This is a genomic window from Mesorhizobium sp. M7A.T.Ca.US.000.02.2.1, assembly GCF_003996995.1.
Taxonomy (GTDB): Bacteria; Pseudomonadota; Alphaproteobacteria; order Rhizobiales; family Rhizobiaceae; genus Mesorhizobium.
The window spans coordinates 1-13,740 of sequence record NZ_RZTT01000134.1; the positions used below are offsets into that span (position 1 = coordinate 1).

A 13,740-nucleotide genomic window follows, 5' to 3' on the forward strand; every position below is an offset into this window, starting at 1 on the left:
AACTGGAGGAGGTGGAAGGCGAGCTCGACGATCCGATCGCCGACCATGAATTCAGCCCGGTGCCGCGATTGACGCACCGTCATGCCGACCGGGTGCTGCTGTTCCCGACCTATCAATGCGCGGTCTATTGCCGGTTCTGCTTCCGCAAGGAATCGCTGACCGCGATCGGCCGCGGCTATACGCACGAGGCGCTGGAGCCGGCGCTGGCCTATATCGCGGATCACCCCGAAATCCGTGAGGTGATCCTGACCGGCGGCGATCCGCTGTCGCTGCCCGACAAGGCGCTGGCCGAAATCTTCGCGCGCATAGAAGCGATCCCCCATGTACGGCTGCTGCGCATCCATACGCGCGTGCCGGTGGTGCTGCCGTCGCGCATCACATCAGGGCTCGTCGCGGCGCTGCAGGGCCGGCTGATGGTCACTGTCGTCACCCATTTCAATCACGCGCGTGAAATCACCGGCGCTACCGAGGTGGCCTGCCGCACGCTTAGGCAAGCCGGGTTCGTGCTGCTCAACCAGAGCGTTCTACTCAAGGGTGTCAACGACAGCGTCGAGACGCTGGAGGAGCTCTGCCGCGAGCTGATGTACCGCCTCGGCGTCAAACCCTATTACCTGCACCATGGCGACCTCGCGCGCGGCATGGCGCATCGCCGCACGACGATTGCGCAGGGACAGGCGCTGACCGAAGCGCTGCGCGCGCGGCTGTCGGGCATCTGCAACCCCGTCTATGTGCTCGACCTGCCGGAAGGCGGCGGCAAGGTGCCGATCGGGCCTTGCCATGTCGAGGGACGGGACGGCAAGAACTGGCGGCTGCGCGGGCTCGATGGCGAGGTGAGGGGATATAGGGAGATCGTTGGCGAATAGAGCTGCGCGCTACTGCGCATCTCTCTCGATAAACGCGAGCACCACCACGCGCGGGGCAACACAGTAGGCAAGCCGCGCCTTGCGGCCGGTCTTCGTCGTCGCCTGGCCTGCGTTCAGGTCGATGGCGATGTCCTCGTAGCCCAGCACCTCGCGATCGAGCGGATAGACGGCCTTGTAGACGGCTTCCTTGGCGGCAAAGAGGATGCGGCCGGCAAGATGCCGGTCGGCTGCGTCCGTGCGGTCCGCGGGCGTTGTCACGAGCGCCAAAATATCATCCGGGAGAGGCTGCGCGGGCTCGACGTCGATGCCGAGCGAGGCGATATCGCCAATCGGGGCAACCGCCGCCACGGCCATGTCGTCGTCGTGAGCGAGCGAACCGGTTATCCCGTCGGGCCAGACCGGCGCGCCGGTTGGCGTGCGCAGGATGGCGACGTCGCCGACGCCAAGCTCCGCCAGCAGTCCGTGCGTAATCCACCGGGCCGCGCCGCTGGCGCGCCGCATGCCAGGCTGACGCGCGGGAATGGAATGCGCTTCACCAGGCAGCAGATGGGCCTCGTCGCCGTCGCGGATCATCCGGCATCCGATCCGGACCCCCGATGGTGCGATGGCGGCGATCGCTTCGGCCAAGGCGATTTCCTCGGGCAGCCGCGTCACGGCTCGTGCGTCCGTGCCGGCAAAGCGAGATCGGCGATCATTTCGCCGTCCTCGTCGAGCCCTTCTTCGACGAAACCGGCGCTGCGATAGAGGTTTCGCGCCGCATCGTTCTCCGGTTCGTAGCAGATCGAGACGTGGCTGATGTGGCCGAGCCCCCGGATTTCGTCCAGCACTTCGCGCAACGCGGCCTTGCCATAGCCTTTGCCCTGCTGGGCGCGGTCGATCATGAAGCGGTAGATGCGCGCCTCGTCGTCATCCTCGGGCGCCTCGTACATGAGGAAACCGACGACACGGGTCCCGGCCATGACGACGCGTGGCCGTGCGTCTTCGTCAGTCCCGGCTTCTTCCAGCGACGCCGCATTGCCGGCGACGAAATCCTTCTGCTCCGGGGCGAGTTCCAGGGCCGTGACCAGGGCACCGTTGGCCTCGGTCACGGCAACGAGACGGATGTCTCCGGTGTTCAAGCCGATGCCCTTCTTCAAGCCTATGCCCTGGCCGATGCCTTGGAGCCATCGTCGGTGATCGGCTCGACGAAGCGGTGTAGCTTGGCCGGGTTGCCACGCCATATGGAGTTGGGCTCCAGCTCTTCGCCCTTCATGACGAAGGAGTCGACATCGACCACCGAGCCTTCGCCCATGACGACGCCGTAGTGGACAAAGGCGGAAGGTCCGAGCGTGCAGCCCTTGCCGATGCGGATGAAGTCGGACTTGAAGGCGCCTTCTTCCAGCGAATGGGCCTGGATGACGCAGCCCTCGTTGAGGGTGGCGTCGTCGCCGATCTCCACCAGCGAGCGTTCGGTGAGGTTGCTGCCGCCGTCATAGACCCGTTTGCCAACCTTGACGCCCAGCATGCGCAGGATCATCGGCCGGAACGGCGTGCCGGCGAACAGCCGCACGATCGGCGAATCCGCCAGCTTCCAGTGGCGCTCGTGGCGCCAGAAGGCGACGTCGTAGATCGTCGTCATCTGCGGCTTCAGCCGGCCGAAACCAAGGCTCGCCCGTTCCACGAAGATGTAGAACGGAATGGTGATCGCCGAGGTCAGGAGCACGGCGACGAACAGCGCGACCTCGGCCCATTCGGTGTAGTAGTTCAGCGCCCGGTCCCAGATCGCCAGCGTGACGAACAGCATGACCCATTGCGTTGCCACGAAGAGCAGGATCGTCACCAGATTATGGCGGTTCTTGTGCGGGATGCGCCGGCGCCGGTCGTCTTCGTCGACGCCCGCGATGAGTTCCTTGTCGCGGTTCACCATGCGCGGGATTTCAAAGGCAGGGGAACCCAGAAGCCCGACATTCTCGCGCAGCGGCCCGTCGATGGGGATCATCACCTTGGTGCCGAGCAGGACGTTGTCGCCGGTGCGTCCGTCCGGCGGATAGTAGATGTTGTTGCCGAGATAGTTGCGCTCGCCGATCCTCGTCGGCTCGAGCCGGAAGGCGGAGGCGGATTTGTGCATGTTGATCATGAACAGCCCGTCCGACACCATGGTCTCGGTGCCGATCTCGCACAGAAGCGGGTTTTCGTGCTGCTGGTTGGAGCCGAAATTGGAGCCGGTCTGCACCACCTTGTTGAGGTTCCAGCCGATGGCCCTGATATAGTGCACGATGGCCGAGCTGTCGCCGGCCAGCAGGCCGAGCACGCGCGAGTTGCTGGAGAATTCAGCGACGGTCTGCAGCCAGTAGCGGAAGCCGTACAGCGTGTAGGTCCGGCCTGGCTTCAACAGCAGGCTGACCAGGCGCGGCACCAGCGTCGCCGCCATGAAGGATGCGGCTATGTAGCCGAACAGCGTCACCGTGGTGCCGATCGCGACGACGCCGATGGTTTCCTGGTAGTCGTCGCCGACGTTTTCCCAATAGCTGTGGAACAAAAGCGGCAAGGGGGTGACGATGGCAAACAGTCCGATCAGTTGAACCGCTTCGAACAGGAAGCGCCGGATGTTGGACGGATCGACATTGCGCACCTTGCAATAGTCGGCCGTGGTCGGCACGGCCGGCGAGCCATGCCAGCGTTCGCCGTCGGGGATGCTTTGGCCGCGGTGCAGCGAGGACGAATGGCCGAGCTGGGCGCCGTCGCCGATCCGGGTGTCGATGTCGAGCGTCGAGCCGACGCCGACGAAGGCATCGCGACCGATGGTCAGCGGCCCGGTGTGGATATAGCCGGACTGCGCCCGGAAGCCGAGGATCATCGATTCTTTGCGCAGGATGGTGTTGGCGCCGATCGAGATGAGATCGGTGCAGACGGGCACGGATTTCGATTCGATGACGGCGTTCTTGCCGAGCTTGGTGCCCAGAAGCTGCAGATAGATGCTGTAGAGCGGGCTGCCGCGGAACAGCACGACGGGCGCGGTGCGGATCAATGTCTTGACCACCCAGAAGCGGAAGTAGTGCACGCCCCAGATGGGAAACGCTTCCGCCTTCCAGCGGCCGACCAGCACCCATTTGGCGAGGACGGCAAAGCCCGACATGCCGAAGAACACGGCGGCCGAAAGCGCCACGCACCTGATGTAGAGCTGCAGCGGATCGTCGAGCGCGTCATACATCCAGTTGAGGCCGTCATTGACCGCCCACAAGGCGCCATAGCTGTAGAGCGCGTAGAACACGAGCTGTGCGGCGCCGCAGGTCCAGTAGGCGAAATTCGAGGCCCGGCGGGTGAGGACGGGCTCGTTGGTGGCCGTCGTCATCTCGTCCGCCACGCCCAGATGCAGCGCCAGCCGCGCCACGGTCGGGTGGAGATAGATATCGCGCATCGACGCCGTCGCCCATTCCTTCCTGGTGCGCAGGCGCGCGCAGAAATGCGCCATCAGCAGCGAGTTGGCGCCGAGATCGTCGAAGAAATTGTCCTCGACGGACACTTCTTCGAATTTCAGCACCGCGGCCAGCGCGTCGGCCATGAAACGCTCGTCGTCATTGCCGGGCGCGACCTTGGCGCGATCGCCCGAAAGCCGCACGCTTGTCGGCTTCGGCAGCTGGCGCAAATCCACCTTGTTGGAGACCGTCATCGGGATAACAGGCAGTTCCTCCAGATAGGAGGGCACCATGTAGTCGGGCAGCCGCCGCTTCATCGTCCTGGCGAGGTCCGCGCGCGAGATCGCCTTCTGGCCGGCCTTGGGGGCGTAATAGGCGACGAGTTCGACGCGGCCGGGCTCGATCTCCCAGGTGGTGACCGCAGCCTGCGCGATCTCGGGCTGGTCGAGCAGCACCGCCTCGATCTCGCCGAGCTCGATGCGGTAGCCGCGGATCTTCACCTGGGTGTCGATGCGCCCGGCATACTCGATCTCGCTTTGGTCGTTGATACGGCCAAGGTCGCCGGTGCGGTAGATGCGCTTCGACGGGTTGTTCGGCAGGCCGACGAAATCGGCGATGAATTTCTGTTCGGTCAGGTCAGGCCTGTTGAGATAGCCGACCGCGAGCCCGATGCCGGCAATGCCGATCTCGCCCAGTTCGCCGGGTTCGGCAAGCTGCGGCAGCGATGCGTCGAGGATGACGATCGAGTAGGTCGGCAACGGCGCGCCGATGGTGACGGCGCTGTCCGGTGTCAGCGCGCCCATGGTGGCGGTGACGGTCGCCTCGGTCGGGCCATAGGTGTTGAGGATCTGCCGCCCCGGCTTCGACCAGCGCACCACCAGATTGTGCGGGCAGGCCTCGCCGCCGACCAGCAGCGTGCGCAGGCTGGGCACATCGGATGTCATCGATGACAGCAGCGTCGGGCTGCAGGCGATGCAGGTGATGTCGTGGAGCCGCAGGAAATCGGCCAGTTCCTCGCCCACCAGCGGCATCTGGCCCGGTGCCGGCACCACCGTCGCGCCGGCGACGAACGGCACCCAGATCTCTTCGGAGGAAAAGTCGAAGGCGATGGTCATGCCTTGGTAGACGCGGTCGCCCGGCCGGTAGCCGTAGGAGGCGGCGGCGACGCGGATGAAATTGACGAAACTCTGGTGCTTGATGACCACGCCCTTGGGCTTGCCCGTGGTGCCCGAGGTGTAGAGGATGTAGCAGGTGTCGTCCGATAAAGCGGCCTTCGCATGCGGCTTCAGCGGCGCGTCGGACTGTCTGGAGATTTCGGCAGCAGTGCTGTCGATCAGCAGATGCGGAACCGGCAACTGACCGGCCCGCGACGCATAGGCGGCGATGGTGACGATCAGGCTGACGCCGGCGTCTTCGATGATGAGCGCCATCCGCTCCTCGGGGAAGGCGGTCGCCAGCGGCACGAAGGCAGCGCCCGCCTTCATCACGGCGAGCAGCGCGACATAGGTCTCCGCCGAGCGGTCGAGGATGAGCCCGACGCGGTGGCCCGGCCGCACGCCGCGCTTGACCAGCAGGCGGGCGAACTGGGTGGCGCGGCTGTCCAGTTCCCGATAGGTCCAGACACGCTCGTAGGAGATCACCGCCGGCAGCGCTGCAAACATGTCGGCGAGCTGTTCGAAGACGGTGTCGAGCCGCTCGCCGGGCAGGCCTTGCCGGGCAAAGTCGGCGCCCGTCAGGATTTGCCCGCGCCTGGCTGTCGCGGGGGCCGTTCTTACCGGCGCGTCGACACTTGCCAGGCCGCTTTCCAGCCCCGATCGTTCCGCGTCCAGTTCGGCGATGTCGACACCGTGATCCATTTCCATACTTTCCCGTCCAGGCCGGGCATCGCCCGGCACGGCCATTTTTCCAGTTGTTGTGGGGTGCTTATGCCATCCGATCTTTTCGGCAGTTTTTCCGAACTGTTGAATATTGTTTCTGGAGTGTGTCTGGGCGGGGCTTTTGGCCCTCTTTGTTGGGCTTGCAGGGGAGGGAAGCCTCCGCCCGTCGAGCGCTACGGCGCCCCCCTCTGGCCTGCCGGCCATCTCCCCCACTTGTGGGGAGATTGGCAGCTTCGGCGTCGGCGTTTTTCTGGAACCAGCCTTGAGGCCCCGCATTCTATGAGCAGGGACTTAAGGAGCGTGTCGTGAAAGCGGTTTTGGGACTGGTCTGCGGCTTCGTGCTGACCCTTGCGGTCTTCGGCAGCGGACTGGGTTTTGCGGCGGCCTGGCTGCTTGCGGCAAAGCCGCCGCGCCAGGCGACGGCCACCGTCAGCGTGGCGGAGCTGTGGACCAAAAAGGCGCGGCCGGTGAACAAGGCCGGGCAGGGCCTCGAACGCCTGCCGGCCAAACAGTCCGCGCCGCCCGACATCCCCGCCAAACCGCAGGAAACACCGCCCGACCCGACGGTCACCGGCGCCATCGCGCCCACGGCGACCGACCTGCCGCCTCCGCATCTCGCCTGGTGCGCCAGCCGCTATCGCTCCTACCATCCGGACGACAACAGCTATCGCTCCTACAGCGGGCAGCTGCGCCCCTGCATCTCGCCCTATCTCCAAGCCGCCGGCCAGCCTGTCCGGCCGGTTGCCGGCGATGGCGACGAAAACGGCGCCGGCCTGGGCGTCTACGTTGCCGATAATGGCGGCGAAGCACTTTCGGCCGACCATGGCGATTACTGCTTCAGCCGCTACCGCTCCTACCGCCCGGAAGACAACTCCTACCAGCCCTATTCAGGCGGCCCGAGACGGCAATGCCAGTAGCCCCGCGCGCCGCCCGGCATGGCGATCCGATCGCGCGGATTTTCCGGAGCGTCCGCACTGGCGCGGCGTTCAACCCTGACCCCAAGGAGGACTGACCATGAGCGACGACCGGGACGACAGAATTCGTGAGCGCGCCTACCACATCTGGGAACGGGAAGGCCGCATGCACGGCGACCCCGAACGGCACTGGCACCAGGCCGAGGCGGAGATCGACCGCGAGTCGGCCCTGCCGCTGACGGCGGATGACGCGCTGCCTGAAACCGGCGAGATCGCCAGCTCCGACGTGCTGGAGGTCGAGGCGCTGGCGGTGCGCACCGGGATATCGGGCGACGAGGCGCAGGAACTGCTCGACCGCCTGGGCAATGACCGCGCGGCAATCGAGCAGGCTGCCCGCAGCCTCAAGGCCAAAAGGCGGCGAAACCCCGATGAGGGACTGGCGAAATGATCGGAAGCTGAGAACGGAAAATACCGCTGGATTGCGCGGCCGGCCCGAAAGCCCGCGCCTCTGGCGGAGGACGCGGGCCGATCGGACGGCCGATCTTCGGCAAGCGATGGAGGGCACCACCTGCCGCATAGATCAACAATTAGCTATGGCTAATGTTCCGTCAAGCTGGATCTGAATTTTACTTTCGTTGCAATGTTGGCCGCCACCGCAGTTGCGCCGCTAGCTTTTGGCCTGGGAATGCATGTGTCCGGCGGGCACCTTGGCTGACGTGGATAGGAATTTTTTCTTGACCGGTGAGGGCAGCTATGCTACATTTTTGCCTATGGTGCTGATTTGCGCCAGTGACCCGCCGCACAGCCGTCACTCGCCAGACTTCTACGCCACGCGGGGTTGAGCCGGCCTGGGCTTGACCATTGTGGCAAGCACGATGCCGGCGACGATGAAGGCCGCACCGACCAGATCGTAATCGTGCAAGCCCTCGCCGAGCAGAAGATAGGCGAGGATAGCCACGAACACCGTCTGCAGGTAGAGCAGCATGCTTGCCCGGCTCGCGCCCAGCGTTTGCACGCTTTTGTTGTAGAGATAGTACATCAAGGCGCCGCCGGGGCCTGCCAGATAGGCGAGAGCGAGAACGCTGTCGATGTCCATGGCGGAGCGTTCATCGTTGAACAATTCCCACACATGGAAAGGCAAGGCGGCCAGCGCACCGGCGCCGAGCAGCAGCACGACCATCGGCAGGAGTTCAATGCCGAATTTGGCACGGCGCAAAAGCACGGTGTAGAGGCCCCAGCAGAACGCGCTGCCGACGATCGACAGCTCGCCGGCGTTGACCTTGAGTTGCAGCAGCGCCGTCAAATTGCCGTGGGCGACGATGAAAATCATCCCGGCAAGCGCAACCAGCGCGCCAAGCGACTTCCACAGCCCGAGCGGCTCGCCAAGCACGAAACGGGCGAGCACCATCGTCATGACAGGCGACAGCGCCATGATGATGCCGGCCGTGGTGGCGTCGGTGTGGTTGAGGCCGTGGTAGATCATACCCTGGCAGAGCGTGAGGCCGATCGCCCCCACGGCGACGACCTCCACGGCGCGCGTTCGCAAAAGCCCGATCATCGCCTCGTGATGACGGTGCACAATCGGCAGCAGGATGGCGCAGGCAAGCGTCAGCCGCCAGAAGCAGAGGCCCCAGGGCGGCATTTCCGGCGCCACCCATTTGGCCGCGATATAGACACCCGCCGAAAGCAGCCAGCACAGGACGGCGGCCGGATAGCCGGCCAGGGAGGGCCCGGCCACGGGTTGCGCGGCTTGATGCGTTATCGGCATTGCCTGCATGTCATGCCTCCCCTTCGATGACCTCGCCAGACGGGGCAACATAGCCTGTGTCGCTGGGTCGTGCATCCGTTTTGAAAGACGAGAAGGAAGCTGCTCGGCCGATCGTGAAAACGATGTCAGTCCGCCTTGTCGGCAGAAGGCATTGCGGAAACGTCCATCCACATCGCGCCCACGGCATGGCCATCGGGATCCGCGAGGTCGCGGGTGTACATGAACCCATGATCTTCGATTGGATTGATGTCGGCGGTACCACCGTTCGCGGCAGCAGCAGTGGCCATCGCATCGACCGCCTCGCGGCTGTCCAGGGACAGCGCCAGCATGACCTCGCTGGACGTTGATGGCGGGATCGGGCGCGTGGTCATTGTCTGCCATTTTTCACGACTGAGCAGCATGAAATTGATGTGGTCGCTCCACACCATCCCCGCGGCCGCCTCACTGGTGAAGCTGGGATTGTTCTTGAACCCGAGCGATTCATAGAACGCCTTGGATGCCTTCACGTCGCTCACCGGCAGGCTCACGAAAATCTTCTTGCTCATCGATCATTCCTTTCGTTGTCGGGATGCCAGCGAGTGGCGCCTGCTGTAAGACGGTTGAGCGCCCGCAGATCCGACACCGCATCTCAAGTTTTTTGGATCGCCAGCGCAGCTGGACGGATGCTGAGGCACGCGTCCACTTTGGGATCGGGTGTGTGCTTTTTCGCGAGCGCCACTGGCAGCCTCCAGGGCAAGCGGAAATCCTGATCAGCCAGGGAGAGCGAGATGATCCGCAAGCTGAAGGGCGGAAAGTCCCGGCTGTATTCGCGCAAGAAGGACGAGAAGACCGGCAAGCGGCACAAGTGGGAACATTCGACACGCGCGAGGCGGCGCAGAAGCATGAGCGGGAGGTGGCATTATTTCAATGGAGTGAGGGGGTATTGGCGGCGGTAGCCTCTGATCTAGCAGGCGACCTCAGCCTGCCGAACCTTGGAGCCCCAGTTCGTACCCGCTATTATTAGTAGATTACGCCGCCTAGAGGATTGAAGTAATGGACGGGGGCAATAATCGATCCATCTCGCAGGACACTAGCACCGCTGTCAAAGAACGGAATATCGGGGAGCAATTGAAGCTCGGATGCGATCGCGTCACCTCTCCGTGCCATCTGGCATAGTCCCTTGAAGATGGTCTCCTCTACGCCAAAGAATGTCCCAGGGGCCAAGTCCAAGCGTAACGGATCGGAATTCAGGAAGATTGTTCGACCGTTTGCCAAGGTCTGGGACGTCGCACCGTCGCGACCGGGGAAATAACCCCCGACGAACCGCTTGCCTTGCAATGGCGCTCCCAAAAATTCCCATACGACTGCCGGGAACTGTATCTCGCCGGGTACGGTGATGCCAGTTGCCAGCGAACTCGATAGGATCGGCTGCCTAATTTTGGCGGCTATGTCGGAATAGTGGATTGCGATCACTGCCGAGCCAAGGTTGGGCGCTTCCCGTAGTGGCCGATCTCCTGGCGAAGCTGGATCTTCGGCGAGTAATTTGGATCTGACTCGTGCCGAATCCGCCTGGGTCGCGAAACGCGTCGCGACGATGTGGCCTTTTACCGAACAGAGCGTACCTGATTCATCTTTGACGACCACACGGTCAAATTGCTTTCGCCACTTCTTGAACTCTGCACTACCGAAGCTGATCGGGGACACTCTTCCTTTTGCCTCTGCGAGAAATACCTTGGATGGGTTCGCGGCGCACAAGTAGTCTGGCGCATCGCCCTTCTGGACCCGCTCCACGCGATGTCCGCCAAATCCTGGCTGAGGTGCTCGGTTGAGGACTGCCTCCATGTGTGCGAAATGGGTAATCTTGAGATGATCGTGCAGAAGCCAACGGCAAAATGCCTGGCCGAGCTGGTTTGATGTGCTGCGACGAAATGCAGTGCCAATCCCGAGACCGTCACCTAGGCACCGAAGTTCTGTACTGGGAGTAAGAAGACTAAGATGCTCGAACTGCGCCGGATCTGGGTTCGGCGGTGCATATCCTCGCGTATCCAAGTAATAATGATGAAAAATTCGCGCAGGATCGACATCGATCCAACTTCTAGCCACGTTCGCTCCAGGGTCCTCTCGGAGAGAGTTGGGTATGGAGGCATAGTTCTTCATGGCAAGGTCGATTATCTTGCGCATTGTCTGGATTTTCTTCGATGGCCCTGGTTCATGTATAAGAATTTCCGTGTTTTAATTCCTTAAGCCAAACTCGCAACTTGCAGAATCAGCTTTGCCAAGCCTGATAGAGGGCGCAAGCGATGGCGGAACGTTTGTTTTGGCGACATCCGAATGACTACCACGTGCTCCATTACGGTGCAGCAAACCAGCGGCCTATTGAAATGTAGGGGTCGAAGAAATCCCAAAATATCTTGCCCGACAACAATATTACCAATCCCCACCAGAATCGGCGGTGAAGTTTCGGCCTTTTCTGTTGCTCCTTCATCTCAACGAGTGGAAAGGCCCATTTTGTATATCCAAATAGGACTCTGTAGAACCAAAGGCTAGCAAGAACGATGTAAACATAGGTTCCATTTCCCAAAATGTTGCTTTGGCTTGAAATGACGCCGTTTACGAACGGTACCAATATCCAGCAAGTGTAAATCGCCAGAGGCATTCCAAAGAATATTAGCCCATAATCATATACAAAGGGGCCGTGGAAAAACCTTCGAAGTTTATGCTTCTTATCGATCTGATTGAGAACCAATCGCTCAATTCCGGCCAACCAACCCTCCCTCGATCCATTTATCTGAAAGCCGCTTGCGTTTCTGGTTGGGCTGGAAACAATGCTATTGGCATCCATAAGGGCCGGTTGAGAAAAGTCAAAAAGAAGTTCAAACCAGTTGACCGGATCCGTATTGGCTTCGCGACGGAAGGCAGTTTTATTTGTCATGAAAATAGATGCGACGAAAGAGTCGTGTCCTGAAAGATCGAATATGTCTTCAGTATCTCCGTAAGTGCTGGATCCGTTCTCACGATTTACCGTGATCGTTACGCGAAATGCAAGTTTGCGTACCTGCGTCTTGCGAGCCTCAAACTCTTCCTGAGTCTGATCGGTTAAAGGCGCCCATCTCGCTATTTCAAGGTCGGCTTCCTCGTCAACGAGCCTCTGCAAGCCTCGGTAGATCTTCCTTATATTTCCTATAGAAACTGTATAGGAATTAAGGGGGATATTCTTGTTTATGACGTCCATGTGCGACCCCGCAGCCTCGGTGTATCGGCAGCCTAGAGGTTGATGAGGCCACAAGCACTACCGAGCAGTGTCTTATCCACCACTGCTGCGCAGAGTCTTATCCACAGCTGAAATTATCTGCCGTCTGTTTGGATTGGTTGGGGTGGAAAGATCAAATTTTGCCAGCGTTTTGGAAGAAGGCTTGGCACGAAGGGCAATGCGGCCAGCAGCACGACGATGAGTCTCAGTGAATTCTGTGGTCTTCGAATCACCTTCGCGATATCTTGTTGTCTGGGGGGATCCAAATGCAGCATTTTCGACCAATTTACCTAGCGGCCCTGGCATATCTCTTTTTAGCAACAAGTGCCAAAGCCGACGAGGTCTTTTCGTGGACCTATCCGGCTGACTCACTTGCGCAGTTAAAGGGAGCCAAGACTCCTTTTGTGGCAGCCGCTGCAGGGAAAATTTCTGCGGATTGGATTTTCATTGCGGACAGTTTTGGTAAAATCGGCGATCCAACTCAAGCCTTCCAACGTAGTATGGACCACAACAGGATGCTTCTGGAAACCGCCGCAGCAAGACCGGATGCGGAGTTGTCGTCGATGTTGGTAAGTGACGTGGAAGACGATATATCTATCAAGGCACGATATATAAGCAAAGTAAATATAGTTACGGTGTCGTCATACAGTGAGATCGGTTTGGAAGTTGTAACAATGAAGAAAGGTAAAGAGATTGACGGCTATTTTGTTGGTTTCAGCCCGAGGCATTTGGCCGGCAATGATCCGATGTTCCGATTTAATAATCCAACGAGCCCCAGCAAGGGAACTCTCCCGCCTGGCCGCTATGAGATGACGGCGATCTTGAACGGAAAGATCGTTCAACGCCAAGAGATTAGCATCGGGATATTTGGCCAGGAGGGCGGGACCGTAACCTGCTTGGTTCCCTAAGTGAAGATCGAAGACGTGGTTGAGGGACTGAAGTCTGGATGGACTGCCATCTCGGCTGTTGCGGCCGTTGTAATCGGGGTTATTGCGGAAATGGTCGCCAGCCCTCCTACTCTTTGGCGAGACGCTGGACAGCAGCCTGCTGTCCTCTCTTTTGTCGTGACGATCGTTGTTGCTACTGGCGTGTCTGCTATTGTGGCAGGAAGGAAACTAGAGCGCCGAATTCCTTTCGGATTGCTAGCGCTGGCAGCGCTGGCGACCGTCGTTCTTTATTTTATCATATCTGCACAATTCAGCTGTCCATTTGCCGGCGACCGGATGGCCATTGGCTGGACGTATCTGCCTGCAGCGGCAGAATACCTGGCTAGTAATCGTCACCTAAGTTGCGGTCTGTTGATCGCCGATTTCACAGGTAATACCGATGATATTTGGCCAAGAGAACAAATCTTATCTATGTGGCTTCTGGTGTTCGCGCTTTACGCAATCGCAGTTTCCTTTGTGGCGACGGCAGTAGTCCGGGTAATGCGAAGCCTTAGAGGTCAATAGTTCGATTGTTGCGAAGCCAACTGACTCGGATCGCGTCATCTGGTGCGGCGTTGGAACTTGATTATGGACAGGTCTGGTTGGTTGCGCTGCCGTTGACGAATTCGTCACCTTAGTCGCCAACTGGAGCGCCCCACCATGCCTCCATGAACAACAGAGTTTGTCGAGACGACAGTCGGGTCGCAGCCGATACTACCTTCGCCACGGCGATTGCAATGCGTGTGCCGCTCCGCCAAGGGCGAGCCC

12 protein-coding genes are annotated in these 13,740 nt (G+C 60.7%); 5 read left to right on the forward strand and 7 right to left on the reverse strand.

The genetic code is table 11. From position 1 onward, the window contains the following. The coding region (locus tag EOD15_RS14985; RefSeq protein WP_127408591.1) for a KamA family radical SAM protein at window positions 1–863 on the forward strand (863 nt) is incomplete at its 5' end. 9 nt (window positions 864–872) lie between these two features. On the opposite strand, the gene EOD15_RS14990 is transcribed toward EOD15_RS14985, so the two are convergent. The 3 genes from EOD15_RS14990 to EOD15_RS15000 are packed head-to-tail and all read right to left on the reverse strand — an operon-like array spanning window position 873 to window position 6,120. Beyond that, window positions 873–1,517, reverse strand: coding sequence for a 4'-phosphopantetheinyl transferase superfamily protein (locus EOD15_RS14990; protein ID WP_127318035.1), 645 nt, complete (start codon window positions 1,515–1,517; stop codon window positions 873–875). Beyond that, window positions 1,514–1,999 (reverse strand): GNAT family N-acetyltransferase, encoded by a 486-nt coding sequence (locus tag EOD15_RS14995; RefSeq protein ID WP_127318037.1) that lies wholly within the window; start codon window positions 1,997–1,999, stop codon window positions 1,514–1,516. The genes EOD15_RS14990 and EOD15_RS14995 overlap by 4 nt, the downstream gene beginning before the upstream one ends. A 2-nt stretch (window positions 2,000–2,001) precedes the next feature. Beyond that, window positions 2,002–6,120: a Pls/PosA family non-ribosomal peptide synthetase gene (locus tag EOD15_RS15000; RefSeq protein ID WP_127408592.1), complete on the reverse strand. Its 4,119-nt coding sequence runs from the start codon at window positions 6,118–6,120 to the stop codon at window positions 2,002–2,004. 320 nt (window positions 6,121–6,440) lie between these two features. Here EOD15_RS15000 and EOD15_RS15005 point away from each other — a divergent pair, with 320 nt between their 5' ends. Both EOD15_RS15005 and EOD15_RS15010 read left to right on the forward strand, forming a co-directional pair. Beyond that, window positions 6,441–7,052, forward strand: coding sequence for a BA14K family protein (locus tag EOD15_RS15005; RefSeq protein WP_127318041.1), 612 nt, complete (start codon window positions 6,441–6,443; stop codon window positions 7,050–7,052). Window positions 7,053–7,149: 97 nt separating this feature from the next. Continuing rightward, complete coding sequence (locus EOD15_RS15010) at window positions 7,150–7,497, forward strand: DUF2934 domain-containing protein (protein ID WP_127318043.1); 348 nt, start codon at window positions 7,150–7,152, stop codon at window positions 7,495–7,497. A gap of 375 nt (window positions 7,498–7,872) precedes the next feature. On the opposite strand, the gene EOD15_RS15015 is transcribed toward EOD15_RS15010, so the two are convergent. The 4 genes from EOD15_RS15015 to EOD15_RS15030 all read right to left on the reverse strand — a co-directional run bounded on the left by EOD15_RS15015 (window position 7,873) and on the right by EOD15_RS15030 (window position 12,028). After that, window positions 7,873–8,826 (reverse strand): DMT family transporter, encoded by a 954-nt coding sequence (locus tag EOD15_RS15015; RefSeq protein WP_127318045.1) that lies wholly within the window; start codon window positions 8,824–8,826, stop codon window positions 7,873–7,875. 116 nt (window positions 8,827–8,942) lie between these two features. Then, window positions 8,943–9,362 (reverse strand): VOC family protein, encoded by a 420-nt coding sequence (locus EOD15_RS15020; RefSeq protein WP_013530666.1) that lies wholly within the window; start codon window positions 9,360–9,362, stop codon window positions 8,943–8,945. A gap of 454 nt (window positions 9,363–9,816) precedes the next feature. After that, entirely contained in the window at window positions 9,817–10,977 is a 1,161-nt protein-coding gene (locus tag EOD15_RS15025) for a hypothetical protein (RefSeq protein ID WP_127318047.1), read from the reverse strand. Window positions 10,978–11,146: 169 nt separating this feature from the next. After that, the gene (locus tag EOD15_RS15030) at window positions 11,147–12,028 is read right to left on the reverse strand and encodes a hypothetical protein (protein ID WP_127318049.1); all 882 of its coding nucleotides are present in this window, start codon (window positions 12,026–12,028) and stop codon (window positions 11,147–11,149) included. Between the two features lie 284 nt (window positions 12,029–12,312). Between EOD15_RS15030 and EOD15_RS15035 the strand changes: the two genes are divergently transcribed. Both EOD15_RS15035 and EOD15_RS15040 read left to right on the forward strand, forming a co-directional pair. Beyond that, window positions 12,313–12,954: a hypothetical protein gene (locus EOD15_RS15035; protein ID WP_127318051.1), complete on the forward strand. Its 642-nt coding sequence runs from the start codon at window positions 12,313–12,315 to the stop codon at window positions 12,952–12,954. Next, complete coding sequence (locus EOD15_RS15040; RefSeq protein ID WP_127318053.1) at window positions 12,955–13,497, forward strand: hypothetical protein; 543 nt, start codon at window positions 12,955–12,957, stop codon at window positions 13,495–13,497. Window positions 13,498–13,740: the final 243 nt, after the last annotated feature.